This window comes from Paenibacillus farraposensis (assembly GCF_020736845.1).
Lineage (GTDB): Bacteria > Bacillota > Bacilli > Paenibacillales > Paenibacillaceae > Paenibacillus > Paenibacillus farraposensis.
This window is the reverse complement of record NZ_JAFFQR010000112.1, coordinates 261,284-285,400: the sequence shown is the minus strand read 5'-3', so window position 1 is coordinate 285,400 and position 24,117 is coordinate 261,284. Positions and strand designations below refer to the sequence as shown.

Below are 24,117 nucleotides of genomic sequence, written 5' to 3'. Positions count from 1 at the left end.
TTATGGGTCATTCTTGTGTAAATTATTCCTTTTCAGGAGGCTGATGAAATCAATATGAATGAGCAGATCAAGCAGTGGAGCGAAGAGGCACAGGCAAGCAACGCAGATCACCCCCATCGAAAGGTAGAATTGTTTATCGAAGTGCGAGATGGAGCGCTTGAAGCCGTCGCTCCTTATCTGAACCAGCAGGGGTATCATCATGTAACCTTGGTAGAGGATAAACATACTTCGGCAGCGGCAGGCCAAAAGGTGGCTAAGCTGATCCGTGAGGCAGGGTTGACGGTTGATATCGTTCGGCTGCCTCCCAATGCTGTGGGAGATGTTATTGCTGATGAAACCTACATTATGAAGGTACTGCTGGGTGTGACGGACAAGAGTCAGGCTGTACTGGCTGTGGGCTCTGGCACGATTCATGATCTGGTTCGCTTTGTATGCTATAAAATGAATCGCCCGTTCTTGTCCATACCGACGGCCGCTTCCGTGGATGGTTTTACCTCGGCAGGTGCACCCCTGATTGTAGACGGCAGCAAGCAGACATTTCAGGCGGTTCCACCAGAGGCGATCTTTGCGGATTTGTCCGTGCTGGCGAGTGCGCCACAGACGATGACTGCCGCAGGCTTTGGCGATATGCTCGGTAAATTCACCTCATTAGCAGACTGGCATGTATCCAGGGATTTGGGAAATGAGCCGTTTTCACCTGTAGCTAACCGAATCACTGAAGAGGCTTTGCATGCTTGTGTAGAGCATGTCGATGAGATCGCGGCAGGCAGCAAGGCAGGCGTCGAGGTGCTGATGAACGCGCTGATTGCATCCGGCATTTCGATGCTGATGATCGATCATTCGCGTCCGGCGTCAGGGGGAGAGCACCATATTTCTCACCGCATTGAAATGGATTTTATTGCAGAGGGACGCAAGCAAGTATTGCATGGCGCTAAAGTGGGCGTAGCTTCCGCTTTGCTGTCTGACTTGTACAGGGAATTGGCTGCCAGTCAGGATGTGGAAGCTTTTAACGTATATCGGACTTTACCTGCATCGGAACAGATGCGGGCGTGGCTGGCTCAGGTCGGAGGCCCGTCAACCATTGCCGAGCTTGGAGTTACGGAGGACCAGCTTGCCCGTGCTTTGCGTACGGCTCATACTTTGCGTGACCGCTATACAGGACTCAAATATATGAATGAACATCAATTGCTTCGTTCGTAATGCGCAGTCTTCATGGATGTCGTTTGGATATTTGGCTAAGCATGTGCAACAAAGGAAGGGATTGGCAATGAGTTTATGCCTCCGGCGCTACAACGATATCCTGTTCCTGTAACATTTGTATGTACAAATCAACGATATGCTATAATCGTGGAATACGAACGGGTACACGATATTGCAAGTACGGAGGAACTTATGACGCCCAAATATATACAAGTAAAACAGGAAATTTTATCATGGATTCATTCATCCAAGCTGGAACCCCAGAGCCAGCTTCCATCTGAACATGAAATGTCTGAGCAATTTGCGGTTAGCCGGCAGACGGTGCGTCAAGCATTGGGAGAACTGGTACAGGAAGGCTGGCTGTATCGAATGCAGGGCAAGGGGACCTTTGTCGCGACACGGGACAGCAAAGAGACCGAAGATCCACGGACGATCGGGATTGTTACGACTTATATATCGGATTATATTTTCCCCTCTATTGTACAAGGGATTGAATCCAAACTAAGCCGTCAAGGCTACAAGCTGCTATTGTCAAGCACCGGTAATGATCCAGAGCAGGAACGTCAGTGTCTGGAAATGCTGCTGAGCCAGCCATTGAGCGGTATTATTATTGAACCGACCAAAAGCGGGGAGCGCAATCCCAATCTGAACTATTACTTGACTTTGGAAAACCGCCAAATTCCTTATTTGATGATCAATGCACGTTATGAGGAAATGGATGCGCCTTGTCTGCGTGTAGATGATGAACAGGGTGGTTTTTTGGCGGCTGAGCATTTGATCAAGCTGGGTCACCGACGGTTGGCCGGTTATTTCAAGACCGACGATATGCAGGGAATTTTGCGTATGAAAGGATTTGTGGCGGCTCACCGCAAATATGGGGTGACCTTGCACCCGAATGCAGTAACGACTTACCGGACGGAAGAAAAAAATGAACTTCCGTTGCAACGGGCATCAGAGCTGCTGGCGATGGAGGGAGATGAACGTCCGACCGGATGGGTGACGTATAATGATGAGCTGGCCGTTCGACTACTGGATATTGTACGTTCAGCCGGACTGAGCATTCCCAATGATCTGTCGCTGGTTGGGTTTGATGATTCATTTTTGGCGACAGCAACGGAAACCAAGCTAACGACCCTTCGGCATCCCAAGGAAGAACTCGGGCTGCGTGCTGCCGATACCATACTGTCGATGATTGAAGAGAAGGGCTATCGCGAAGAGGATCGCCAGTGGATCATACCGCCTGAGCTTATTGTTCGCGAATCCACGGGGCCAGCTCCGGAAAATGCCTAGGGAACGAAAAATAGAATATCCGTTAACTTGGTTTATAAACATGTAAAGACAAGTTAGTAAGCTTACCGCTTCAAAGCGGCTATTATGACTCAGCATGCTTCTCTCCACACTGAACAGCCTGTTTTCTGGATTGCAGAAAATAGGCTGTTTTTGCTATGTTTTTCTGAAAATAAGGGTGGAAATTGATCGAAACAAGAGATAAAAAAAGACTGGTTAAGTTGTACGTACAAGTGTATAATGAAAGCGGAACCAAAAATAAAGGGTCGTTATAGCCCTCCTGTCATTTTCTATTTGAAGCCGGGTTCAGTCACTTCCACTGCAGATTTCAGAAATAAGAGTAAAAGGAGTGTCTTATACATGTTGGAACAATTGAAAAAAGAAGTATGGAAGGCCAATCTGGCGCTTCCCAAGCATGGTCTGGTTACTTTTACTTGGGGTAATGTAAGCGGTATCGACCGTGAGCTGGGATTAGTTGTTATCAAGCCAAGCGGTGTGGCCTATGAAGAACTGAAAGCAGAGCAGCTTGTTGTGCTTAATCTTCAGGGTGACATTGTTGAGGGCGACCTTCGCCCTTCGTCAGATACGCCTACACATTTGGCATTGTACCGTGCTTTCCCGCAAATTGGAGGAATTGTGCATACCCACTCCTCCTGGGCTACAAGCTGGGCGCAAGCAGGACGGGCGATTCCGGCCTTGGGTACAACTCAGGGTGACTATTTTTATGGAACCGTTCCATGTACGCGTGCGATGACTGCGGAGGAAATTGCCGGGGAATATGAACTGGAGACTGGATATGTAATTATTGAGACCTTTAAGGATATTAGCCCGACCGACATTCCAGGTGTGCTCGTGAATCAACACGCGCCGTTCACTTGGGGTAAAAATGCCAATGATGCCGTCCATAATGCGGTTGTGCTGGAGGAAGTCGCCAAAATGGCGTACCGTTCCTTCATCCTGAATCCGGAATTAACCTCAATGGATCAGGCGCTGCTGGATAAGCATTTTCTGCGCAAGCATGGGGCAAATGCTTATTATGGTCAAACGAAAAAGGAGGAGGCCCACAAATGAGCAAGTATACCATTGGTGTCGATTATGGCACGGAGTCCGGGCGTGCGGTCATCGTTGATCTGTCTAACGGAGCCGAAATTGCTACACATGTAACACCTTATCGCCACGGGGTTATTGATGAAGTGCTGCCGGGCAGCGGACGCAAGCTGGAAATGGACTGGGCGCTGGAGCATCCGGCTGATTATATTGAAGTGCTGACGACTTCGGTGCCTGCTGTTATGAAGGAAACGGGGATTTCTCCAGACGATATCATCGGGATCGGAATTGATTTTACGGCTTGTACGATGCTGCCGATCGACGCACAAGGTCAACCGCTGTGCTTTGACGAGAAACTGAAGGATAACCCGCACAGTTGGGTAAAGCTGTGGAAGCATCATGCAGCACAGGATGAAGCGGATCGATTGAATGAAATTGCTTCGCAGCGCGGAGAGGCATTTCAGCCCCGTTATGGAGGGAAAATTTCTTCCGAATGGATGATCGCAAAAATCTGGCAAATTCTGAATGAGGCACCGGACATTTATGACCTAACTGATCGTTTCGTAGAAGCAACCGACTGGGTTATTTCTCAGCTCTGTGGAGAACTGAAACGCAATCAGTGTACAGCCGGCTACAAGTCCATTTACCATCACCGTGATGGCTATCCGGACCGTGAATTTTTTAAGGCGCTTGATCCGCGTCTGGAAAATCTGACAGATACGAAGCTGCGCGGAGAGATTTATGACCTGGGCAGCCGGGCGGGTGGATTGACAGAAGAAATGGCTGCCAAGCTTGGCCTGAATCCGGGAACAGCGGTAGCGGTAGGCAATGTGGATGCCCATGCGGCTGTTCCGGCGGTAGGCGTCGTTACACCAGGCAAGCTGGTTATGGCAATGGGAACTTCGATCTGCCATATGTTGCTTGGTGAGGAAGAAAAAGAAGTAGAAGGTATGTGCGGTGTTGTAGAAAACGGAATTATCCCGGGCTACTACGGATATGAGGCTGGACAATCAGCGGTAGGAGATATTTTCGCCTGGTTCGTGGAGAACGCTGTGCCGGCTGAGGTGAAGGAGCAAGCTGCTGCGGAAGGTGTAGATGTCCACGCATGGCTAGAGCGTAAAGCGGCTGAATATAAACCGGGTGAAACCGGATTGCTAGCCTTGGACTGGTGGAACGGCAATCGCTCTGTGCTGGTTGACACCAACCTGACGGGCCTGATTGTCGGGTATACGCTGTTGACGAAGCCAGAGGAAGTGTATCGTACATTGCTGGAAGCGACAGCCTTCGGAACACGTAAAATTGTCGATGCATTCCATCAAAACGGCGTGCCGGTAGACGTATTGTACGCGTGTGGTGGATTGCCGCAGAAAAACCGTTTGTTGATGCAAATTTATGCCGATGTAACCGGACGTGAGATTAAGGTGGCCGCCTCTACCCAAACGCCTGCGCTGGGCGCTGCAATGTTCGCAGCAGTGGCTGCGGGAGCCGAAGCCGGGGGATATGACGATATCGTCGAAGCAGCGCGTCATATGGCACGCGTACGGGATGAAAGCTTCAAGCCGATCCCTGAGAACGCGGCTGTATATGATAAGCTGTACGAGGAATACAGCCGTCTTCACGACTACTTTGGGCGTGGAGGCAACCCGGTCATGAAAAAGTTGAAGGCCATTAAGGAAGAAGCCGGACGTTCCACTGAAGCGGCAAGCACTCATTCTTAAGGAAGCGAAAAAATATAAGCAGGAAGCTTTTAAGGGTCTAACGCATCTAAAAAAGCACAGCAGCCGGGAAAACCGGCAGGCTGTGCTTTTTATATTCTGTAGATTGCATGATGTGAAAGTTGCATGAAATATGGTAATGCGTTCCTTTCAAAGACTTTCAAGCAAATTACCGTCGTTCGTTGTAACGGACATTCTTACTTTTTCAGCATGGCATCAGCAAACAAAATGGACTTTGGAATGCGGAAAAACTGTTCCGCCTGATCCTGGAAGGTTTGGGAAGGAACGGTACCTTGGTGCAACCATTTCCGGAATGTGCCGGGATGAACGCCAATCCAATGACTGACATCGGTCACCGAAATATCATGAACCATGCATAGACCCGCCAAAATCCGATTTTTGACCGGAGAACGAGTTACAGTCCGTTTCATAAAACGGGACGGTGCTGGTTGACAGATGAGCGGTGAGCGGCGAATAACCTCTTCATTAAACAGGATATGGTGCGGATAACCAAGAGTATTACACGTCTTCTCCAGATTGGTGTTGCCAGGAATGCGGCCCTCATATACCCACGCGCTGACGCTGCGGGAGGAAATGGACAGTTCCTCGGCAAGTTGGGACAGTTTAATGTCATTAGCCATCAGAACGGCAAGCAAAACGCGATTACGCACCTGACAGCGTGTTGGTTTGCGAAAACGTTTGACACGCACGCCTTTTCCCAAATATTTGCGATTGATCAGAGACCACGCCTGAATGGAATGTTTGTCTTGTTGTGTAGGCATATACCCTCCGATTTTTTTAAACACATACTACTATACCCGAAAGGGCTTTGCAAGTGACTCTTCTCCCGATTTTCTTTTAATCCTATGGGCTTAACCGGTTTATGGAAAACAAGGTCCATTTGGCCTATAAAAATGGAAGTTTAAGGTACATATATATTAAAATGTGACGTTTTTTATGGAAATGGAGGTAATATGTTCTTCTGCCGTGATTGTAAGATTTTTAGAGAGAAAAATGGTTTTTCAGCTCAACATGTTATTTTTGCAACGAGAAAAAAGAGGGTTAATAGTTAGATGCTTTGTAAAAAGGTAATGGTATGGTTTTTTACAACCATTTTGGCATTTAACGCTTTGCTGTGCATGCCTGTTGCAGCAGGGGCAGAGGAACGAGGTGCAAGGAATGGGGTTCATGCAGCTTACTTACCAGAACCTCATCCATACCACCTAAATACCTTCCCTTATGACTAATCTATACCCTGCATCTTTATCCTCAGTATTTTCATCTCAATATTCTTCAAGGATTTTTTCTGCCTGTTCTATTGAATCATATTTCTGTTCTATTGAATCATATTTCTGTTCTACTGAATCAGATTTCCTATTGCACGGTTACTGATGCCTTTAAAGGCATTAACGTTGATTATACAATTCGTATTTAGGTTTTGTTCGAGATATGTAACCAATTATGTTGATCTAGGAGTACACTAACTCGGAAATAGTCGAAATGAGGAATAAAAAACTTCTTATACAAGGTCTAGAAAATGTGGTGAAAATATATCGATTAAATGAGGAATATATCCGATTGATGTAACAAGGTTTATTAATAAAAGAATAACTGGTGTTTATATGTCTTACCCACTCAGTGCCGAATGAAAACGGGCAGCTATCCCCGAATGAGCTTACCTCTTATCAGTTCGGCTTCCATCCACTAGATATTTATTTACAACTTTGTAACCTCTTGGGCAAAAGGAATTGCGAGATTGTTGTCAAATTGTTTTTCTATGTTTACTTACTATAGTCTGGTAATCTATTAATATATATGGGGGACAAAAAGACGTTGGAGTTCAGTTGGTCGAGATGCGCTTATGTTCTAATGTTGAGTGAATGTTTATATTGTCATGTCTATATCGCCATGTCTGTATAACTTCATAGACAAGCTAGAAATAGCTCCCACAATTATAAAATACAGCACAGGATGGTGTAATGAATGAAACTCTTTAAAGTAAAATGGATGGCAGTATGCTTGATGGCAATCTGTTGTTTGGGCTTGCTGGGTATACATACGAATACGGCGGGTGCGCAAGCGAAGGCTCCTTTGCTGGGGGTCAATGATGTGCTGCTAGATTCGAACACAGTTCAGTCAGTGATGAAAAATGACAAGTTGTATGTACCTGTCGTTATATTAGGGCAAAAGATGGGTATTTCTGCTTCAACTAGCGGAAGCATACTGACATTGACAGGACATAACCGCAGCTTTTCACTGAATTTGACCGAGGGGGATGTTTTTGAACGTGGAGGACGCACGATGGTCCCTGTCCACACTTTGACAGACGCGTTCGGATTTGCCATTACCACTCCGTCAAGCAATCTGTATCGCATTCAAAACGCAAATGCAAGCCTGTCTGATGCACAATTCGTGAATAAATTCGCGGCGAATATCAAGCAGCACGCAACTGTCAAACCAAGTAACCCAGGCAATACAGGATCATCCAGCCGTACGATTTATTTAAGCTTCGATGATGGTCCTACTGCGCATACTTCGCAGCTGCTGGATATTCTGGACAAATATAATGCCAAGGCTACTTTTTTTATGCTGGGACCGGAAATTCGCCAACATAGCGCAGTGATGAAGAGAATGGTAGAAGAGGGGCACGGCTTGGGCTTGCATGGAATGAGTCATGAGGTGAAGAAAATCTATGCATCCCCTGCAGCAGCACTTGCAGAAATGAATCAGGATAACGAGATTTTATTCCAGGCAACTGGCAAACGCACTTCTTTAATTCGTACGCCTTATGGCAGTAAACCGTATTTGAAGAAAGCCTACCGCGATCAACTGACGGGTGCAGGCTACCATATTTGGGACTGGAACATAGATTCCAACGATTGGCGGTATACCAAAAATCCCGAGCATTTTGTAAAGACGGTTCTAAGCGACATTCAAAGATTGAAAAAGCAAGGCAGAACACCGGTTGTTCTGATGCACGATAAACCATCTACGATCAAGGTGCTTCCGCAAATCATGGCGGCTTTGCGAAAAGAAGGCTACTCCTTCGAGCCGTTGAATAATAATATGACCCCGCTTAATTTTTGGAACGATCATCGTTAATTGAATAGAATGAATGGGGAGAACCGTGGATAAATTCCACGGTTTTTTGCTGTGCTTACAGACTACTCCCGACTTGGTTATATGAATCTATGAATTGGCATCCATGTTCAGGTCATACGACTTTACGGGTTGCAGCGCCGCTGCATATATTACAGTAACCGCCCTGAGAGGAGGAGCAGGCATGAATATTAACCCAAGTATGTTTAGTATATTTTGTGCTACCACAGGAGCTATCATTACGTTTGCTTTTGGCGGCTGGAATCAGCTGATGGTGCTGTTCACGTTTGCTATGGCTGTTGATTATGTGACAGGAGTGGCCGCAGCAATAAAGACCGGACAAGGTCTGAGCAGCAAAGTCGGTTTTTGGGGTTTGATGAGAAAAGCTTTGATGCTGATGGTGATTTCTTTGGCACATCACATGGATCTCCTGATGGGGACGGAAATCATGAAAGGAGCAGCAACGTATTTTTATTTATCCAATGAGCTGATCTCTATTACGGAAAACTGCTCGCGATTGGGGCTGCCGCTTCCGCCGAAGCTCAAGAATTTTTTTGCCCTGCTGAAGGACAAGGGGTCCGATGGGAAAGATGGCGGAAAAGACCGTTAGAATTGCAAAGTTTCTTTCCGTATGTGGGGCGTTATGATAAAATTTTCAAGAGGACATTTTTAAGATAAGGAGCCTATACGCATGATTAAACATATCGTATTATTCAAATTGAAAGACCGCTCCCCTGAAAGTATTGAGCATACGGCATCCATTTTGCGCAGCATGAATGGCAAAATAGGCGAGCTGCTGTCACTCGAAATAGGTACGGATGTGATTCGTTCGGAACGATCCTTTGATATTTCCCTTACGGCTGTTGTCGAGACGCTGGAGGACTTGCAAACGTATCAGGTACACCCTGTGCATCAGGAAATCATTGCACATATGAATGAAGTGAAGGATGTATCTATCGCAGTTGATTATGAAGTCTAGATCAATGACTGGAGGTGCAGTAACTTGTATTATGTTAACCGGGAACAAATTGAGCTTCGCCTAGAAGCCGTTCCCGACATTGCCGCAGCACTCCGCCGTATATCTGGTGCCTGGAACGGCGATTTGTTGCAGGGGCTGGTGCAGGAGCGCTGCCTTCATCTGGCGATTGAGACGGTAACGGACGTAGGAAGCTATATCATTGACGGATTTATTATGCGCGACGCCAGCAGCTATGAGGATATTATCGGTATCATTCACGAAGAAGGCGTACTGGATGATGACGTATCCCGTTCGCTATTAGAGCTGGTATCCTTGCGCAAACCTTTAGTACAGGAGTATTTCCATTGGGATCGTACAAGCCTTCATCCGCTCACATTGAAGCTGCCTGAGCTGCTGGAACATTTCGTATCCAGCGTGCATGATTATTTAAATAAGGAATTGGGTCCGCAGCCCGAGGGAGTGTAAAGGCAAAAGTGACGGATAAGTATATTGTACCCGAAATGCCCACCAGGCGCATGATCTTGACACTATTGAAAACCCAGGGGCCTGTGGGCGTCGGAAGCTTGGCAGCTCAATTGGGCATTACCGAAATGGGGGTGCGCAGGCATCTCAAATTAATGGAGCAAGATGGACTGATTGTTGCTACGATTGTCAGACAGGCGATGGGACGTCCGACGTTTTTGTACAGCTTGAGTGAGCAGGGAAGCGAGCAGTTTCCCCGTAATTATGATCATCTGCTGCTGGAATTGTTAGAGGAACTGGATGAGGAGCAGGGAATAGAAGCCGTTCACTCTCTATTTGATGGCAGAAAACGCAAAATGATGAAGCGGTACGCCCCCCATATGGAAAATGAAACTACACTGGCTTCACGCGTGGAAAAGCTTTCAGGCATCCAGAATGCTTCCGGTTATATGGCAGATTGGCGCGAGGAAGAGGATGGAAGTTATTCTCTTGTGGAATACAATTGTCCGATTTCTCAAATTGCAGGCCACTACCGCAAGGCTTGTGAATGTGAGCAGCAAATGTTCGAGGAATTGCTTGATGCCGAGGTAGTCCGTGAGGATTGCCTGGCAGATGGAGGCCGCTCTTGCTTGTACCGAATCCGCTCACGAAAAAAGTAAAAGCTTTTCTGGCTTGTTCTCAGTATCATGACAAGCTCTCTCTGCTTATAATGCACTAACAGATGGGCATTCGCCCGGGCACAAGGGAGAGATGATGATGAAGGAAAACTACAAAAGCTTTATCCGTGGCGCATTGGCAGGCAGTCTTGCTGGTTCGCTGGTTGCGTTGTTATTTGCCCCCAAGTCAGGCCGCGAGCTGCGTCAGGATATTACAGATCAGGCGCGTCACGTGAGCGATAAGGGGCAGGAGCTTGTGGGTAAGATTACAGACACCTCAACTGAGTATACTGACAAGATTAAGGAGGCAGCCACTGCTGTCATTCATGAAATTGGCAAGTTGCGTAAAAAGGACGAAATTATTCCTGATGCGAGCGTCTCATCCGCTCCTGTGCAAGAAGATCCAAAAGAAGATCATCTGTAATGGTCCATAGGCTGTTTCAGTTGATGAATATCCTTTGAATTCGTGGCTTCTCCCTTTGGGGTGAAGTCTTTTTTATTGATCGCTTTATCGTTTTAAGGTAATCTTTTGGGGTACCTTTTTCATGAATTCCACATAAGGTATGTAGCAGCGATAACTTTCCATGAGGGAACAATTTATATTTAAACAAAAAAGGAAGCGGTGTGTACGTGCGGCAAGCAATTGCAATATTGGATTCCGGTGTAGGAGGTCTGACGGTTGTCAAAGAAATCATGCGTCAGCTTCCGCGGGAAAAAATCATTTATTTTGGAGATACTGCGCGCACCCCGTATGGTCCCCGACCATCGGAAGAGGTTAAGAAATTCACAGAGCAGATGGTTGATTTTCTGATCCAGTTTGACCCGAAGGTCATTATTATTGCTTGTAATACGGCAACAGCTGCGGCATTGGACTTTATTAGCCAAAAGGTGTCCATTCCGGTAATCGGAGTTATCCATCCCGGTGCTCGTGCTGCAATCAGCGCCACCGCCACCGGACATGTCGGGGTGATTGGGACGATCGGTACCATACGAAGCGGAGCCTATACGACCGCGCTCAAGCAGTTGTCTCCCTATGTAGATGTGGTGAGTCACGCTTGTCCTGCGCTTGTTCCCTTGGTGGAACAAGGACTGTTCCATTCAGAGACGACAACCAGGGTTGTGAAAGAGGCACTGCAGCCCATTCAGGCGTATTCGATGGATTGCCTGATTCTGGGTTGTACGCATTATCCTTTTTTAAAGGAAACCATTCAGGAAGTGATGGGCCCTGCAGTAAAGCTAATAAGCTCGGCAGATGAAACGGCTCGTGAGACGAGCACCATTTTGTATAACAAAGGCAGGCTGGCGACAGGGGATGAAACGCCGGTACATCAGCTTTTTTGCTCCGGTGATCCGCAAATGTTTCAGCGCATTGCCAGCCAGTGGCTCGGGGAGCAAATTCGACAAACGCCTGTCGTCTGGCAGGTCACCAATCTGGATTGACGAGACAGCCGTCTTTTTTGCCATTGGGCAAAAGAAGCCGGTTGTTTTGCTTTTGGCTTCATCAAGACACGCCGCCTCTGCATAACATGCATTAAGGCAGATGGAAGGGGCGTAGAGGATGAGAAAATATATCGTTCAAAAAGGGGATACATTACACCGGGTCGCCTCGGATTTTCAATTAACGGCGGATACTTTGATCGCAGATAATCCATGGGCCGCGGCTCAGCCCTATCTGATTTGTGGTCAAGTGCTACATATTCGGCCGTCAACGGTTCGACAATACGTTATACAGCCCGGTGAGTATGCAAGGCAGATTGCCAAGCAGTTTAGTGTGGGGCTTGATGAACTGCAGCTGGCCAATCCCGGACTTGATGAGCATGATTTTGTGCGCGGAAAAACAATTGTTATTCCTGATGGCCATCGGGATCAGATTGTACATTTGCGTGGAGAATACGGGTATGAGGATTTGAAGGAAGATCTTCTCGCTTTGGCCTACAAATATCCGTTTATTGAGATTGGGAGCATCGGCACGAGTGTCATGGGGAAGGATATCCCTTATGTACGGATTGGAAGTGGAAAGAGGAAAATTCACGCCAATGCCTCTGTGCATGCGAATGAATGGCTGACAACGCCTTGTTTGCTGCGTTTTATAGAGCAATATGCACAAGGAATCAGCGCTACCGCGAAACAAGGGAGACGGGAATTCCGGAGTGAGCGATCGGAACAAGCCGGGATTTCATCATGGGTGTATGGCGGTTCGCCCCAGGATTTGCTGGAGCGTACCTCGTTATGGGTGGTTCCGATGGTCAACCCGGATGGGGTAGAGCTGGTGCAGCAGGGAGTGCTCCCGACCCATCCACTGTATCATGATCTCAGAGCGTGGAATGAAGGACGTGCTGATTATCGTGGCTGGAAGGCGAATATTCGCGGCGTCGATCTCAACGATCAGTTTCCGGCATATTGGGAAGAGGAAGTGCGCAGACGCGGTAAAATAGGTCCTTCACGGCGTGACTATTCAGGGCCTGCACCTTTATCTGAGCCAGAGTCCAAGGCACTTGCCGATCTCACGGAGCGTGAGCAGTTTGATATGGTGTTATCCATACACAGTCAAGGACAGGAAATCTATTGGAATTATCGGGATCTGGAGCCCAAGGAGAGCAGGGATTTGGCCTTACGGCTAGCTTCCGCTACAGGATACCGGGCGGTAAAGCTCAGAGGGAGCGATGCAGGCTTCAAGGATTGGTTCATCCAGCGGTTTGGCAAACCGGGTTTTACCGTTGAAGTCGGTCTGGGCGTAAACCCGCTGCCCATGCGTGATTTTGATGACATTACAGCAGAAGTAGGCATGTTGATGGCAGCAGTGTTATCATGGTAAGTCTAGGCCTGTTGAAACGAAATGATTCATGTGTACGTATCAAGGAGGAACACGTTTTTTACAAGTGTTCCTCTTTATCTATCCTTGTAACAGGGGATATATGCATAGGAGAAATCGAAATGGAGTGAACAACTGTGAAGTGGAAAAGACTACTGTCTCTCCGTCAATGGTCGTACGTATTTCGGCGTATGCCCCGATTGATTACCTCTTCGAGGATTCCTTGGAGTGAAAAACTACTTTTTGCTGTTCCTGTACTGCTCTATTGGGTGCTGCCTGATGTCATGCCCTTTATGCCGATTGATGACATCGGGGTGACGCTGCTGCTCATGAATTGGTTTGTAACCCGTGCTGAACGAAAGTATCCGGAACTGCTTGAAAAACAGCACGAACGTGTGTAAAAGCTATCAAGCTATGATTTTCGTGATTGCGATTTTTTACGATTTTCTTTACAATAGGAATATTGCCTTTTGCTACGCTGAAAGTGGATTTGTTATCCATTCTAACTCTTCTCTTCGAGGAAGAAGCTGTTTATTTGTAGTTGTTGATTTTGCCTGCCAAGATATGTGGTGTCATATGTATTTCAATGAACCACATTTTATTATTATAATATGAAGGAGAGAAGCTTGATGAACTGCAAAATTACTCGTAACGCGGCTAAAGTATTAAAGCTTGAACTGGACAAGGCAGAGAACCAAGGCAAGAGTCTGCGCGTTGTCATTACTCATGCACATGGAGATCATGCTCATTACGGGCTGGATTTGGACACGCCCAAAGAAACCGATACTGTAGTTTCCACAGATAAAGGCATTGATGTTATTTTGGAAACCGGCCAGCCGTTGCTGGATGGTGTGAAAATTGATTATTTGTACTTTCCCGAAGAAGGATTTGTCATTACTAACCCTTCCAAAGGCAATCACGGCGACCACTAAGCCGAAGCACGGAGGGATAACAGATGGCCAATGATATTCGCGTATGTGATGAGTGCAATCATATTCGTCTAAAAACGATCTTGCCCAAACTGCAAAAGATGGCACCGGATGCCGAGATTAAAATCGGCTGCAAATCGTATTGCGGTCCATGTGGCAAACGGGCATTTGTGTATGTGAACGGACGTTATGTGAGTGCACCTACAGAGGACGAGGTCTTGGAGAAGGCTGCGCGTTTTATAAAATAGCTTCCGGTGCGGTGTATTCATAACTTTGTGCATAGTTTCCCTCCTTCTGATCCATGCTAATGGATGTAGAACACTGCCCAGAAGGAGGAGTGACTCATGGCCCAGTATGATTCCAAGCTCGACAATCCTAGTGTCGAGGCGCAGACGCAAAACTCGGTGGACAAACTTCACAATGCCGTGTCTCAGGCATTGTCACATCCGGCTGAGCAGCTAATTGAGCAGGCTGAGCAATCGCGCACTCATGCAGAGAATGCTATAGAGCAGGCAAAGGATAGCCTTGGTGAGGATGCAGTAGAAGTTGCCGAGGAAATGCTTGGTGAAGAGTTAGAGCGACTTGACCAAGCGAAAAAGGCGTTGCGTCCCTAGGCATTTGTCAATACCAACGAGCGCAGTTCTGTAAGCTGCGTAATCAAAAAGCCCGATTCAACAGCACTTACTGGCTGATGAATCGGGCTTTCTTTTGTTTTTTATTTGGATTGCGATTCCCATTGGCGAATGAGATCGTACGTGATAACTTGATCGGAAATGTTTAACCGTTTGAGAGCTTCGGTATACCCTGGTCCGCAAGCGTTCACATCTGTTGGCTGGCCTGTGGACAGGTTGTAACAGGTTCCCTTGGAGAACGTGCCGTCCTCAGAGGGAATGTAGTACACTTGGCCATCTGTGAAAGCACCGCTGCGCAGCACGACCATACGAGGCTTTCCGCTAAAGAGATCGTTACCCATAAAATGATACGGTTTGGTGGAAATCCCGAGCAGATGCATGACAGAAGGCGTCAAATCCAGCTGACCTGCCGGCTCTGTGTACGTTCCCGCATGACTACCGTCAGGAAGATGCACCAGCAACGGTACCTGGTTCATGATCTTCTGCATGTCGAGATCTGTGAGAGACTTGCCCAAGAACTTTTCATACAGGGCCTTGTCTTTAATGGAATTATCATGGTCCCCGTAGAACATCAGGATTGTATTGTCCCACAAACCGTCCTTCTTCATCTGATTTACCAGCTCGCCCAGAGCTTCATCTACGTAATGGACGGATTTCAAATAGTCTCCGAACATTGTACCCTCAAACTCGCCAACATGCAGATCTACTGCGTCAGGAGACAGGTTGTATGGATGATGGCTTGAAATGCCAACCATATAGGCATAGAACGGCTGCTTGATTTCTGTGGTAAGATCATTGAGCGTTTGACGGAAAAAGGATTTGTCTCCCAATGACCAGCCGAGCGGCTCATCGATTTCAAAATCTTTTTTACTGTAGAACTTGTCATAGTTCATCGCCTTATACATCGTGTAGCGGTTCCAGAAGCTGCTGTCGTACACGTGAAAGGCATTTGGACTATAACCGCTATCCTTTAATATGGAAGGCAGCGTATCGAATTTATGGTCCGCATAACGGATAAATACCGAGCCCGTAGGAAGCGGATGCAGTGAAGCATGTGTAGAGAAGTCTGCGTCCGAAGTACGGCCCTGTGCAGTCTGATGAAAATAGTTGCTAAAATACATGCTCTCTTTCATCAGCTTGTCAAAATTGGGCGTAATCGCTTGACCATTGATCTGTTTGCCGATAAAAAAGTTCATAAACGCTTCAGCTTGAATGACCATCACATTTTTGCCTTTATATTTGCCGGATAGGTCATTTTTCACCTGAAGCAGCTGCTGATGCTGGATAAACCATTCCTTGTCCTTTTCGGATTCGGCTTGAGCCAACGTAGACTGAGAGCCAAAATGGTCCTGACTATAGCGGTAGATGTCATATCCATGAAACCCGATCAGTCCGGTTACGTTGTACAAGGCCATCGACCACCAATTGCCGACAAATATGCCGGTTGCCCATGTGGAGGTGTAATATCTAATCGGTCCAAAGGTAAAGATATATCCGATCAGGAAGGCTAACGCGCCTTTGGAGAAGCGAAGCAGGAATCTCTTGGTGAACGAGTTTCGGGACGCTTCCATGTAAGTATCCGTTGCTGTATGCCGACGCCGCAGTGAAGCCACGAATAATACATATGGAATGAATAAAATCCAGTCTGCAAAAAATAAAATATCCCACCAATACATCAGGGATGCGATACTACTGCCCAAGGAGTCAACTTGTCCGGCTTGAAGCAAGACAGGAATGGTGATGAAATCCTGAAAATACCGATAATAAACCATATCGGCATAAATGAGTGCCGTGAGCAAAATATCAAGCACCACAAGTGCAACCAGACGTCCCCGGCGCGGCAACCACAAGGTCCAGAAACTCACAAGCAGGAGCGAACCAAGAGCGATGACATAATCCAGCGAATTCATGTCAATATTTTGGGCATGCAGGTTATAGTGAATCAGTGCGAGCTTGCCAATCATCAGTGCTAAAAACAGAATTAACCCGAAATATCGGGACAGCAGTAATCTGCTGAACATGTTCCCAGTGCGACGTGCACCGGTCGTGCGAATAACCAACACTTTACCTCCTCCGGCAGAATGTTCGGCTAGTATAAACTATAGATAACGTCATGCTAAAACCGAAATGCCTTTAACTATTATAGCGCTCATCCGGCGCATTTCAATGTTTAAGTCAAGAAAATACAGTATCTTCCTTTCGGAAGTACATACATCGTCATATCTTTATGATGCTGAGCAGCACAAAGCAGGCCAGGAGACGAACAGGGAGTTCGTTTCCTGGCCTGTACTTCCTCTATCAGGACTGCGACGAAGAAGTGTCTTTCCGGCGCGGAGGCAGAGGGCCCAGATACTGATAGTATTGGCATTCGATCCGGCCGTTAAACAGCTTGCGGCGCTTATCGGCCTTGCGCCCCCAATAATGCTCGAATTGCTTGGTAGAGCTGATGGCAAAGAAGGACCATGTCTTCATTTCCGCTGCTGTGCGTGCGAGTGAACGGATCAGCTTTTCCACCTCGGATTGCTCGCTCAGTCTTTCGCCATAAGGCGGATTGGTAATCATCACACCATACTGGCCTTCGAGTCTGATCTTGCTTGCAGGCATCACCTTCAGTGAGATGTCTTTAGCGAAGCCTGCTGCCTTCACAGCCGCTTCGGCCACTTGGATGGCACTTGGGTCAATATCGCTGCCCGCGATCTCAAAAGGAATATCATCGCGAGTCATATCCATTGCCTCATCGCGGGCTTGATTCCATAATGGTTTGCCGAGGACAGGCCAGCTTTCCGAATGAAAGGTGCGTCTCAGACCTGGCGCAATATTCCAGGCCTGCATGGCGGCTTCGACCAAAAAAGTACCGGAACCACAGCACGGATCGTAGAAAGGGCGATCCGGGCTCCAGCGGCTAAGCTGAATAAGCGCGGAAGCCAGCGTCTCTTTGAGAGGGGCCTCTGTAACTAGCTTGCGGTAGCCGCGTTTGTGCAGCCCTGGCCCGGTCGTATCAAGCGTCAGCAATGCACGGTCATTTAACAGAATGACCTCAATGACGTAACGAGGTCCGTCTTCGGCAAACCAATGGGTGTTGTAGGTTTCCTTGAGCTTTTCGACAATCGCCTTCTTGACGATTCCCTGGCAAGCTGGTACGCTACTAAGCTGTGATTTGTGTGAACGGCCTTCTACGGGAAACTCGCCATCTGCAGGAATCCAGTCCTGCCATGGCAAAGCTTTGGTGCCTTCGAACAACTCATCGAAGGTAGTCGCAGCAAATTCACCCATTTTAATAAGAACGCGATCCGATGAGCGAAGCCAGAGGTTGCATCGGCATATATCGATATAATCTCCGGAAAAAACGACGCGGCCATTTTCAACAGTCAAATTCTCGTAACCGAGTACTCTGAGTTCCCGAGCCACGACGGCTTCAAGTCCCATCGGCGCAGTAGCAATTAGTTGCAGTTGAGTCATTAAACGTATTCACTCCGTCCCCATAATCATGTAAGCTTGGTTCAATCCCTATAGTATAGGCCATTGTACACGAAGAGACAAATCATTTAAGAAGGACACCAGCGTCCAACCTGCGTTATGATGAAATCAAAGAAGGAGAGATGAAACGTGGAAATTACACCGAATATGACACCTGAACACTATGTAGACCAGCTGGTACAGGAAGATGAAGCGTTGCGAAACATCAGGGCGGCCATTGTTGCAGAAGGCATGCCGGAGGTGTCGGTTGCCCATCCATATGGCAAACTGCTTACTTTTTTAATTGAGGTATCCGGGGCCGAGCAGGTATTGGAAATTGGTGCACTGGGCGGATACAGCGGATTATGTATGGCCCGTGGACTCGGAGCAGAGGGACGAATTGTGTCATTGGAGCTAAAAAAAACATATGCGCTGCTTGCGCATAAGCATATGGAGGACAACGGTTACGGTGACCGTGTCGAATATCGCGTTGGACCTGCCGTGGACAGCCTGAAGGCGCTTCAGGAAGAAGGACGCGCCTTTGACTTTTTTTTCATCGATGCGGATAAGGAAAATTACCCGGTATATTTGGAATATGCGATTGCTCTAGCGAAGCCGGGTGCCATTATTGCCGGGGACAATTGCTTTCTTCGCGGACGGACGCTGAATACCGACAAGAACGGACCTGCCGTGCAGGCGATGAGACGCTTTAACGAAATGATAGCGACAGACCCGCGGCTGGTCAGCACGCTTTTGCCGGCTTACGATGGTCTAGCTCTGGCGAGAGTAAAATAGCACGCAGCCTAAGCTTCATAGCCCTATAAAAAGAACCTCCTTGTCCACTGAATAAATAGTGGAGCGGAGGTTCTTGTCTATTACCGAATGCCAGCCCTACCAGAAGGTGATTTATCTGAAAAAACCATGCGATGTCTTATGATTAGAAAGTTTCATACGTACCCAGAATATGTTGACAATCAGCAGAACACCTGACATGATGAACAGCCCTTCGATGCCGATAAATCCGGACAGGACTCCGCCAACGACAGCACCCAGCATATTGCCGAGCGCCAGTGAGCTGGTGTTAAAGCCGAATGCGCGGCTTTCCATACCTTCCGGTGTATACGTGCGAATCAGTGCATTTACACTTGGAAGCAAACCGCCCATAAATACACCCATAAAAAAGCGGATACTAACAAGTTGCCAAACTTGATTGACAAAAGCCTGCGGAATGAGCATGACTGCCGTTCCGAGCAGTGAGATGGTCAAAATTTTGTGTGCTCCGATCTTGTCGCTCAATCTTCCCAGCAACGGTGCAGCTACCATATTGGATACGCCGGTAATGGCTGTCACGAAACCGGCAATCAGAGCAATTCCTTCAGCCGTGCCATACAGTTTTTGCACATACAGGGGCAGCAGAGATACCGTGCTGATCATGGCAAACTGAAGCAGGAACGTTACGGTGAACAAAGCCGGAAGCTGTGGCGTTTGACTTAGCTCTTTAAGTCCGGCAAGCACTGAAATTTGCGGAGTTCGTGCGGCTTCTTCCTTGCTGAAATTTTCCTTAACCAGAAACATTGCCATTAAAGAGGCAAGGAAAACAAGAGCGCCTGTAATGTAAAAAATCGGTCTGAACCCGACCAGGTCAGCCAAAAATCCACCCAGTAGCGGGCCGAGAATCGTGCCGGCCATCTGACCGGATTGTATAATGCCCATAGCGAATCCTGTTCGCTCCTTGGGTGTGGTACCCGATACCAGGGAGATGGAGGCCGGATTAAAGCCCGAAATAACACCGTTCAACAGACGAAGTGCAAGCAGCTGCCATGGATGGGTGACCAGACCCATACATCCGATGACCAGCGCCATGCCAAAGCCCGAGCGGAGCAGCATGACTTTGCGGCCATATCGATCAGCCAGCTTGCCCCACAAAGGCTGGAATATAAATGAGGTCAAAAAATTGGCGCCAAAAATAACTCCGGCCCATAGACCGATATCGTGCTCTCCCTTTACTTGAAGGTCATGAGCCAGATACAGGGCGAGGAATGGAGTGATCATTGTAATACCCGCGTTGACAAGAAACTGGCCGAACCAAAGCACAATGAGATTGATTTTCCATGTCTCCCACGATTTCAATGTGAGCTCACTTCCTTTCTGCCATTCTTATTCTGTTGTAAAAATGCTTGTTTGGTATAGATTTTCCCGGAGCCTTAAAAAGCCATTCCTTTAGTATAGCACACTTCATTGAAACTTTATCCAAATGTCATCGGTTTGTCATGTTTTGTTCGAGAGCGGCGGTTGTTACGGCCCTTGAAAAAGGGCATAATAAAACATAGTATTTATGATTCGAACTGGAGGCTGAAGTCATGACCTACAATGATACCTTTATCCGCGCTTGCCGCCAGCAGGCCGTGGATCATATTCCCGTATGGTACATGCGGCAGGCCGGAAGGTATGACCCTGAGTATCGCAAAATTAAAGAAAAATACACATTGCTTGAAATTTGCCGTCAGCCCGAGTTGGCCGCAGAAGTGACTTTGATGCCTGTGCGCAAGCTCGGGGTAGACGCTGCTATTTTATATTCTGATATTATGAACCCGGTAGCTTCGCTCGGGGTTGACTTTGATATTGTCAAAAATATTGGTCCGGTGATTGATCATCCGATCCGGTCAGCTGCAGATGTAGACAGGCTGCACCCGATTGATGTGGAACGTGATCTCGGACATATTTTGGAAACGATTCGTATCCTGGACCGTGAGCTGAACGTACCGTTAATTACATTCGCTGGAGCACCTTTTACAATTGCGAGCTATTTAATAGAAGGGAGACCCTCCAAAGGATATATTCGCACCAAGGCGATGATGTATGGGGAGCCTGAACTTTGGCACCGTCTGATGGATAAGCTGGGAGAGATGGTGATTACATACGTGCGTGCCCATATTGCCAACGGCGGCAAAGCATTTCAATTGTTTGACAGCTGGGTAGGTGCACTTTCACCTTATGATTTCCAAACTTTTGTGTTGCCAGTCATCAAGCGTATTTTCCAAGCGTTGTCCGACCTGAATGTCCCTAAAATTTATTTTCCGGGTGTAAGCTCCGGTGAACTGCTCCCGTACTTGAACGGGCTACAAGCGGATGTTATTGGACTGGACTGGCGGGTAAGTATATCTGAAGGACGTCGCCGTCTCGGGGATGGTTTTGGTGTACAGGGAAACCTGGACCCGTATGTGCTCACCGCTCCAATAGATGTCATCAAGCAGTATGCCAAAAACATTATAGATGAAGGAATGCTGAAGCCGGGATATATTTTTAATCTGGGGCATGGTCTATTTCCTGAAGCATCACTAGATAAGTTAAGAGAGCTTACCGAATATGTACATGAATATTCCCGTTCTGTTTTGACCAAGAGCTAATACATTAGAATGAATCAAGAGGTGAATCTGCTAATGAAAACCAAAGTGGGTGTACTGGTCATGTCCTACGGGACGCCGGAGAGTCTGGATCAAGTGGAAGCCTATTATACGCATATTCGTCGCGGTCATGCCCCTTCGCCGGAGCAGCTAAAGGAATTAAGGGACCGTTATGAAGCGATTGCGGGCGGTGTTTTTCCACTGCGACAGAATACGGATCGTCAGGTTCAAAGCCTGCAAGCAACATTAAATCGGGAAAATCGCAACCCGGACATTGAATTTGTCTGTTATCAGGGACTCAAACATGCCAAGCCGTTTATTGAGGACGGTGTGGAAGCGATGGTGCAAGATGGCATTCGTACAGCGGTGGGGGTTATACTGGCTCCGCATTATTCCGTTATGAGCGTAGGCACTTACATTAAGCGTGCACAGGCCAAGGCGCAGGAACTGGGTTTGAGCATCTCGTTTGTAGAGAGCTATCATCTTCATCCAAAGCTGATCAAGACGCTCACCGAGCGTGTGAACGCAAAGCTTGCGCTTTTTGAAGAAGTCGGGGCCAAGCGGGACGAGGTTCGTGTACTGTTTAGCGCACACAGCTTGCCTGAACGGATTTTGGCCATGGGCGATCCCTATGTGGACCAATTAATGGCTACTTCGCAGGCTGTTGCGGACAAAGCGGGAATTACCAACTGGCAGTTCACGTGGCAAAGTGCCGGTCGTACAGCAGAGCCATGGCTGGGACCTGACATTTTGGATACCATGCACAGTCTCAAGGAAGAGCAGGTAGAGTATGTGCTTGCTGCGCCAGTTGGCTTTGTATCCGATCACTTAGAGGTACTGTATGATCTTGATATTGAAGCACAGGCTTTAGCGAAGGAACTGGATATGCGTTTTCAGCGCATCGACTCGCTTAACAGTGATCCACTGTATATGGAGACGCTTAGTGATGTCATCATAGACCAGTGGAAAAAGGGATGAGGAAATAATGAAGCAAAAATTACGCAGGATTGTGATTGTAGGCGGCGGTTTGACTGGCCTGAGTGCAGCTTTTTACACACGGAAAATGTACAAGGAAGCTGGCTACACACCACAAATTACGCTGGTGGAGAAAGCTCCTGTGCTGGGTGGCAAAATTGAAACACTGCATAAAGACGGGTTTGTGATTGAAAAGGGGCCAGATTCCTTTCTGGCTCGTAAAACGGCTATGATCGATTTGGCAAAAGAGCTGGAGCTGGATCATGAGCTGGTCAGCACGAACCCTGACGCCAAAAAGACGTACATTTTGCATGAAGGACAGCTTCATCCGATGCCTCCCGGTCTGGTATTGGGCATTCCGACGGAGCTGGCACCATTTTTGCGAAGCGGATTGATCTCTTTGGGCGGGAAATTACGGGCTATGATGGATTTTGTAATTCCTCCCCGTCGCGAACAAGGTGACGAGTCGTTGGGTGATTTTATTGAGCGCCGGCTAGGCAAGGAAGTGCTGGAGAATATGACCGAGCCGCTGTTGGCTGGCATCTACGCCGCCAACATGAAGACGCTAAGTTTGCAGGCGACCTTCCCGCAATTTGCTGAAATTGAGCAGCAATATGGAAGCCTCATTCATGGGATGATGACTGGACGAAAACCGGCGGAAACACATACGGGCACGAAAAAAAGCGTATTTTTAACCTTCCGTCAAGGTCTGCAAAGTTTGGTGCATGCACTGCTGAATGATTTGCATGACTGTGATTTGCGGACAGGAATCGCGGTTACCGGATTCACAAAGAACCCGGAAAGTGACGAGAGCGCATACCGTGTTATGCTCGATAACGGAGAGGCGCTGGAGGCGAATGATCTATTTGTAACGACTCCGAATTTTGCTGCTGCACCACTCTTGCGAGAGCATGTGAATGTGGCTGCATTGGAAGCTGTAAAATATGTATCCGTGGCCAATGTGGTCATGGCTTTCGACAAAAAGGATATTGAGACCGTGTTTGACGGTTCCGGATTTCTGGTTCCTCGCAAAGAGGGACGCAGCGTGACAGCATGCACGTGGACTTCTGCCAAGTGGCTGCATACGAGTCCGGATGATAAGGTGCTGCTGCGCTGCTATGTGGGACGCGCAGGGGCCGAAGAAATCGTAGAGCTGGCGGATGATGATCTGATTGCGCTGGTGCGTCAGGATTTGAAAGAGATGATGGGAATTGCCGCAACTCCGCTGTTCACGGAAATTACACGTCTTCGCAATTCTATGCCGCAATACCCGGTAGGGCATCCGCAGGCTATAGCCAGTTTGCGGGAAGAGCTGCGTACCGGCATGCCGGGAGTGTATGTTCTGGGTGCTGGTTATGATGCGATTGGCTTACCGGATTGCATTCGTCAGGCCAAGGAATGGGCTGCGAAAGCCGTGCAAGCGGCAGAGCAGGAAGCGGTCAGTGTACAAGTGTAAATGTTTGA

Annotated in this window: 24 protein-coding genes; 20 read left to right on the top strand and 4 right to left on the bottom strand. The window is 47.7% G+C overall.

Annotation, left to right across the window (positions count from 1 at the left end):
* Positions 1-48: 48 nt before the first annotated feature.
* The 4 genes from JO375_RS19845 to JO375_RS19830 all read left to right on the top strand — a co-directional run bounded on the left by JO375_RS19845 (position 49) and on the right by JO375_RS19830 (position 5,252).
* Positions 49-1,200, top strand: coding sequence for a sn-glycerol-1-phosphate dehydrogenase (locus tag JO375_RS19845; protein ID WP_322098775.1), 1,152 nt, complete (start codon positions 49-51; stop codon positions 1,198-1,200).
* A 192-nt stretch (positions 1,201-1,392) separates the two neighbouring features.
* Complete coding sequence (locus JO375_RS19840) at positions 1,393-2,490, top strand: GntR family transcriptional regulator (RefSeq protein WP_229526085.1); 1,098 nt, start codon at positions 1,393-1,395, stop codon at positions 2,488-2,490.
* A gap of 357 nt (positions 2,491-2,847) precedes the next feature.
* Positions 2,848-3,558 (top strand): L-ribulose-5-phosphate 4-epimerase, encoded by a 711-nt coding sequence (gene araD, locus JO375_RS19835; protein ID WP_322098760.1) that lies wholly within the window; start codon positions 2,848-2,850, stop codon positions 3,556-3,558.
* On the top strand, positions 3,555-5,252 hold the full coding sequence (locus JO375_RS19830) for a ribulokinase (protein WP_229526084.1): 1,698 nt from the start codon (positions 3,555-3,557) through the stop codon (positions 5,250-5,252). Before araD ends, JO375_RS19830 begins: the two co-directional genes overlap by 4 nt.
* A gap of 194 nt (positions 5,253-5,446) precedes the next feature.
* Here the strand turns inward: JO375_RS19830 and JO375_RS19825 are convergent, their stop codons facing one another.
* A complete protein-coding gene (locus JO375_RS19825) occupies positions 5,447-6,031 on the bottom strand; it encodes a helix-turn-helix domain-containing protein (RefSeq protein WP_229526083.1) in 585 nt (194 codons plus the stop codon).
* 1,201 nt (positions 6,032-7,232) lie between these two features.
* Here JO375_RS19825 and JO375_RS19820 point away from each other — a divergent pair.
* The 12 genes from JO375_RS19820 (at position 7,233) to JO375_RS19765 (ending at position 14,800) form a co-directional block, all read left to right on the top strand.
* Positions 7,233-8,351 (top strand): polysaccharide deacetylase, encoded by a 1,119-nt coding sequence (locus tag JO375_RS19820; RefSeq protein ID WP_229526082.1) that lies wholly within the window; start codon positions 7,233-7,235, stop codon positions 8,349-8,351.
* Positions 8,352-8,532: 181 nt separating this feature from the next.
* A complete protein-coding gene (locus JO375_RS19815) occupies positions 8,533-8,958 on the top strand; it encodes a phage holin family protein (RefSeq protein ID WP_229526081.1) in 426 nt (141 codons plus the stop codon).
* 81 nt (positions 8,959-9,039) lie between these two features.
* Positions 9,040-9,327 (top strand): Dabb family protein, encoded by a 288-nt coding sequence (locus tag JO375_RS19810; RefSeq protein WP_229526080.1) that lies wholly within the window; start codon positions 9,040-9,042, stop codon positions 9,325-9,327.
* Positions 9,328-9,351: 24 nt separating this feature from the next.
* Entirely contained in the window at positions 9,352-9,792 is a 441-nt protein-coding gene (locus JO375_RS19805; RefSeq protein ID WP_229526079.1) for a DUF86 domain-containing protein, read from the top strand.
* 8 nt (positions 9,793-9,800) lie between these two features.
* Positions 9,801-10,448 carry a helix-turn-helix transcriptional regulator gene (locus JO375_RS19800; RefSeq protein WP_229526078.1) on the top strand — a complete coding sequence of 216 codons (648 nt, stop codon included), beginning with the start codon at positions 9,801-9,803 and terminating at the stop codon, positions 10,446-10,448.
* 97 nt (positions 10,449-10,545) lie between these two features.
* Entirely contained in the window at positions 10,546-10,869 is a 324-nt protein-coding gene (locus tag JO375_RS19795; RefSeq protein ID WP_229526077.1) for a YtxH domain-containing protein, read from the top strand.
* Between the two features lie 206 nt (positions 10,870-11,075).
* Complete coding sequence (racE, locus tag JO375_RS19790; RefSeq protein ID WP_322098759.1) at positions 11,076-11,885, top strand: glutamate racemase; 810 nt, start codon at positions 11,076-11,078, stop codon at positions 11,883-11,885.
* A 118-nt stretch (positions 11,886-12,003) separates the two neighbouring features.
* Complete coding sequence (locus JO375_RS19785) at positions 12,004-13,260, top strand: M14 family metallopeptidase (RefSeq protein ID WP_229526075.1); 1,257 nt, start codon at positions 12,004-12,006, stop codon at positions 13,258-13,260.
* A 134-nt stretch (positions 13,261-13,394) separates the two neighbouring features.
* Positions 13,395-13,658: a hypothetical protein gene (locus JO375_RS19780; RefSeq protein ID WP_229526074.1), complete on the top strand. Its 264-nt coding sequence runs from the start codon at positions 13,395-13,397 to the stop codon at positions 13,656-13,658.
* Positions 13,659-13,886: 228 nt separating this feature from the next.
* Positions 13,887-14,189, top strand: a complete 303-nt coding sequence (locus JO375_RS19775) for an iron-sulfur cluster assembly accessory protein (protein WP_229526073.1) — start codon at positions 13,887-13,889, stop codon at positions 14,187-14,189.
* Between the two features lie 23 nt (positions 14,190-14,212).
* Positions 14,213-14,434: a DUF1450 domain-containing protein gene (locus tag JO375_RS19770; RefSeq protein ID WP_229526072.1), complete on the top strand. Its 222-nt coding sequence runs from the start codon at positions 14,213-14,215 to the stop codon at positions 14,432-14,434.
* 96 nt (positions 14,435-14,530) lie between these two features.
* Complete coding sequence (locus tag JO375_RS19765) at positions 14,531-14,800, top strand: hypothetical protein (RefSeq protein ID WP_229526071.1); 270 nt, start codon at positions 14,531-14,533, stop codon at positions 14,798-14,800.
* Positions 14,801-14,901: 101 nt separating this feature from the next.
* Here the strand turns inward: JO375_RS19765 and JO375_RS19760 are convergent, their stop codons facing one another.
* Positions 14,902-16,881, bottom strand: a complete 1,980-nt coding sequence (locus tag JO375_RS19760; protein WP_229526070.1) for an LTA synthase family protein — start codon at positions 16,879-16,881, stop codon at positions 14,902-14,904.
* 235 nt (positions 16,882-17,116) lie between these two features.
* Entirely contained in the window at positions 17,117-18,277 is a 1,161-nt protein-coding gene (locus tag JO375_RS19755) for a THUMP domain-containing class I SAM-dependent RNA methyltransferase (protein ID WP_229526069.1), read from the bottom strand.
* Between the two features lie 147 nt (positions 18,278-18,424).
* Between JO375_RS19755 and JO375_RS19750 the strand changes: the two genes are divergently transcribed.
* Entirely contained in the window at positions 18,425-19,069 is a 645-nt protein-coding gene (locus JO375_RS19750; RefSeq protein WP_229526068.1) for an O-methyltransferase, read from the top strand.
* A 111-nt stretch (positions 19,070-19,180) separates the two neighbouring features.
* On the opposite strand, the gene JO375_RS19745 is transcribed toward JO375_RS19750, so the two are convergent.
* Entirely contained in the window at positions 19,181-20,404 is a 1,224-nt protein-coding gene (locus JO375_RS19745) for an MFS transporter (protein WP_229526067.1), read from the bottom strand.
* A 230-nt stretch (positions 20,405-20,634) separates the two neighbouring features.
* Between JO375_RS19745 and hemE the strand changes: the two genes are divergently transcribed.
* From hemE to hemY, 3 genes are read left to right on the top strand one after another with little or no spacing between them, the layout of a single operon-like run.
* A complete protein-coding gene (gene hemE, locus JO375_RS19740; RefSeq protein ID WP_229526066.1) occupies positions 20,635-21,681 on the top strand; it encodes a uroporphyrinogen decarboxylase in 1,047 nt (348 codons plus the stop codon).
* 33 nt (positions 21,682-21,714) lie between these two features.
* A complete protein-coding gene (gene hemH, locus JO375_RS19735) occupies positions 21,715-22,656 on the top strand; it encodes a ferrochelatase (protein ID WP_229526065.1) in 942 nt (313 codons plus the stop codon).
* Positions 22,657-22,663: 7 nt separating this feature from the next.
* Positions 22,664-24,109, top strand: a complete 1,446-nt coding sequence (gene hemY / locus JO375_RS19730; protein ID WP_229526064.1) for a protoporphyrinogen oxidase — start codon at positions 22,664-22,666, stop codon at positions 24,107-24,109.
* The last annotated feature ends 8 nt before the right edge of the window (positions 24,110-24,117 follow it).

Bases quoted from the DNA above. Each gene is read 5' to 3' on its own strand.
- JO375_RS19840 (WP_229526085.1), top strand. From the start codon at position 1,393: ATGACGCCCAAATATATACAAGTAAAACAGGAAATTTTATCATGGATT.
- araD (WP_322098760.1), top strand. From the start codon at position 2,848: ATGTTGGAACAATTGAAAAAAGAAGTATGGAAGGCCAATCTGGCGCTT.
- JO375_RS19830 (WP_229526084.1), top strand. From the start codon at position 3,555: ATGAGCAAGTATACCATTGGTGTCGATTATGGCACGGAGTCCGGGCGT.
- JO375_RS19825 (WP_229526083.1), bottom strand. From the start codon at position 6,031: ATGCCTACACAACAAGACAAACATTCCATTCAGGCGTGGTCTCTGATC.
- JO375_RS19820 (WP_229526082.1), top strand. From the start codon at position 7,233: ATGAAACTCTTTAAAGTAAAATGGATGGCAGTATGCTTGATGGCAATC.
- JO375_RS19815 (WP_229526081.1), top strand. From the start codon at position 8,533: ATGAATATTAACCCAAGTATGTTTAGTATATTTTGTGCTACCACAGGA.
- JO375_RS19810 (WP_229526080.1), top strand. From the start codon at position 9,040: ATGATTAAACATATCGTATTATTCAAATTGAAAGACCGCTCCCCTGAA.
- JO375_RS19795 (WP_229526077.1), top strand. From the start codon at position 10,546: ATGAAGGAAAACTACAAAAGCTTTATCCGTGGCGCATTGGCAGGCAGT.
- JO375_RS19785 (WP_229526075.1), top strand. From the start codon at position 12,004: ATGAGAAAATATATCGTTCAAAAAGGGGATACATTACACCGGGTCGCC.
- JO375_RS19775 (WP_229526073.1), top strand. From the start codon at position 13,887: ATGAACTGCAAAATTACTCGTAACGCGGCTAAAGTATTAAAGCTTGAA.
- JO375_RS19770 (WP_229526072.1), top strand. From the start codon at position 14,213: ATGGCCAATGATATTCGCGTATGTGATGAGTGCAATCATATTCGTCTA.
- JO375_RS19765 (WP_229526071.1), top strand. From the start codon at position 14,531: ATGGCCCAGTATGATTCCAAGCTCGACAATCCTAGTGTCGAGGCGCAG.
- JO375_RS19755 (WP_229526069.1), bottom strand. From the start codon at position 18,277: ATGACTCAACTGCAACTAATTGCTACTGCGCCGATGGGACTTGAAGCC.
- hemE (WP_229526066.1), top strand. From the start codon at position 20,635: ATGACCTACAATGATACCTTTATCCGCGCTTGCCGCCAGCAGGCCGTG.
- hemH (WP_229526065.1), top strand. From the start codon at position 21,715: ATGAAAACCAAAGTGGGTGTACTGGTCATGTCCTACGGGACGCCGGAG.
- hemY (WP_229526064.1), top strand. From the start codon at position 22,664: ATGAAGCAAAAATTACGCAGGATTGTGATTGTAGGCGGCGGTTTGACT.